The following is an 861-nucleotide window of genomic DNA, read 5'->3' as shown; positions in this document are numbered from 1 at the left end:
AAGACACCGACCGCAACGAACTCTTCGCCTCGAAAACCCTCAACGGACGTCTCGTGGCGAAGATGGATTTCGATGCGATCACCGGAGAAAAGCTGCTCACCGCGCTTTCGCCGTTGACCGAACCCCGCCCTGCCGCCGACGGCACCCCAGACGAACGCAGTCCCGCACGGCGACGCGCCGACGCCTTCGGACACATCCTCGACCGCTACCTCGCCTCCAGTGACCGCCCCACCGAGGGCGGTGAGAAGCCGCACGTCAACCTGCACATCCGGTTGCAGGACCTCCAGAGCCTGGCCGGCCAGAGCAGTGACGACATCACCGACGACGAAACCACACGCGCTGCAACAGAATTCGACTCAGACCTGGTCGACCCGGTCGACATCGACACCACAGCAGAAACCAACAACGAGGCCGGTTCGGTGACTGCGGATCGTGGCGCATATCGGGACCTGTTCGGCGACGGCACCACCGTCGGCTGGCTGCCGTGGATGGGCCCGCTCTCCCGCAACATCTCTCGCCAACTGGCCTGCGATTGCCTTCTCACCGCCATCGTCATGGACGAGAACGGCAACCCACTGAACCTCGCCCGCACCGCGCGTACCGTCACCGCGAAACAGAAACGCGCCTTGACTGCACGCGATCACGGTTGCGCGTTCCCCGGCTGCGGCAAACCCGCCGCCTGGACCGAAGGCCACCACATCTGGCACTGGACCGACGGCGGCCCCACCGACATGAACAACCTCGTCCTCCTGTGCGGATTCCACCACCGACTCATCCACCACTCCGATTGGGAAGTGTTCATCGGCAGCGATCAACACCCCTGGTTCGTACCCCCGGCCACCGTCGACCCCTACCGACAAC

General features: G+C 64.6%; 1 protein-coding gene. It reads left to right on the top strand.

Annotated features, from left to right (window positions below; genetic code table 11):
• The coding region (locus J1M81_RS25030) for an HNH endonuclease signature motif containing protein (RefSeq protein ID WP_206499090.1) at positions 1 to 861 on the top strand (861 nt) is incomplete at both ends.

The organism is Rhodococcus sp. KRD175 (assembly GCF_017168275.1).
In the GTDB taxonomy this organism is placed as follows: domain Bacteria; phylum Actinomycetota; class Actinomycetes; order Mycobacteriales; family Mycobacteriaceae; genus Rhodococcoides; species Rhodococcoides fascians.
The sequence above is the reverse complement of the archived record's forward strand: the minus strand, read 5'-3'. Positions and strand labels throughout refer to the sequence as shown.